Raw genomic sequence first — 640 nt, 5'->3', positions numbered from 1 at the left:
CTTAAAACTACTTGAAAATCTTCGCCATTTACAATACCTAAAATTCTATGACGCGTGGTTTGCGCTTTAGAGGTTATAATGGAAAGTTTTTCGCCAATGAAAGCATTCATTAGGGTAGATTTACCCACGTTAGGATTACCTATTATATTTACAAAACCTGCTTTATGCGACATATATTCTTTTTAAATGTTACGCAAAGTTACAACCTTACGGCTGTTTTATGCAATTTATTTAAAACAAAAAGCAGGAAGACGATGCTTCCTGCTTTTTTATATTGTTAAAAGTAATGTGTTATTACTTAACTATTTCTAATAATTCAACCTCAAATACTAAAGGTGTAAAAGGCTTAATGTGTTGCCCACGTTGCTGATGACCGTAAGCTAATTCTTGTGGTATAAAGAATTTGTATTTTGACCCTACAGACATTAATTGTAAACCTTCTGTCCATCCTTTAATTACTTGCCCAACACCAAATGTAGTTGGCTCACCTCTATCAACAGAGCTATCAAACACAGTACCGTCAAATAATGTACCGTGGTAGTGTACTTTAACTCTATCTGAAGCTGTTGGTTTTTCACCATTACCTTCTTCTAAAACAATGTATTGTAAACCACTTTCTGTAGTTTGCACACCTTCTTTA

The 640-nt window shown here is 33.9% G+C and carries 2 protein-coding genes; both read right to left on the bottom strand.

The window, feature by feature from the left end:
- Window positions 1-173, bottom strand: a 173-nt coding sequence (locus tag FUA24_RS02995; RefSeq protein ID WP_187388139.1) for a GTPase, incomplete at its 3' end; no start/stop codon positions are given.
- Window positions 174-294: 121 nt separating this feature from the next.
- Window positions 295-640, bottom strand: a 346-nt coding sequence (locus tag FUA24_RS02990; RefSeq protein ID WP_148540008.1) for an FKBP-type peptidyl-prolyl cis-trans isomerase, incomplete at its 5' end; no start/stop codon positions are given.

This window comes from Seonamhaeicola marinus, from assembly GCF_008085455.1.
The sequence above is the reverse complement of the archived record's forward strand: the minus strand, read 5'-3'. Positions and strand labels throughout refer to the sequence as shown.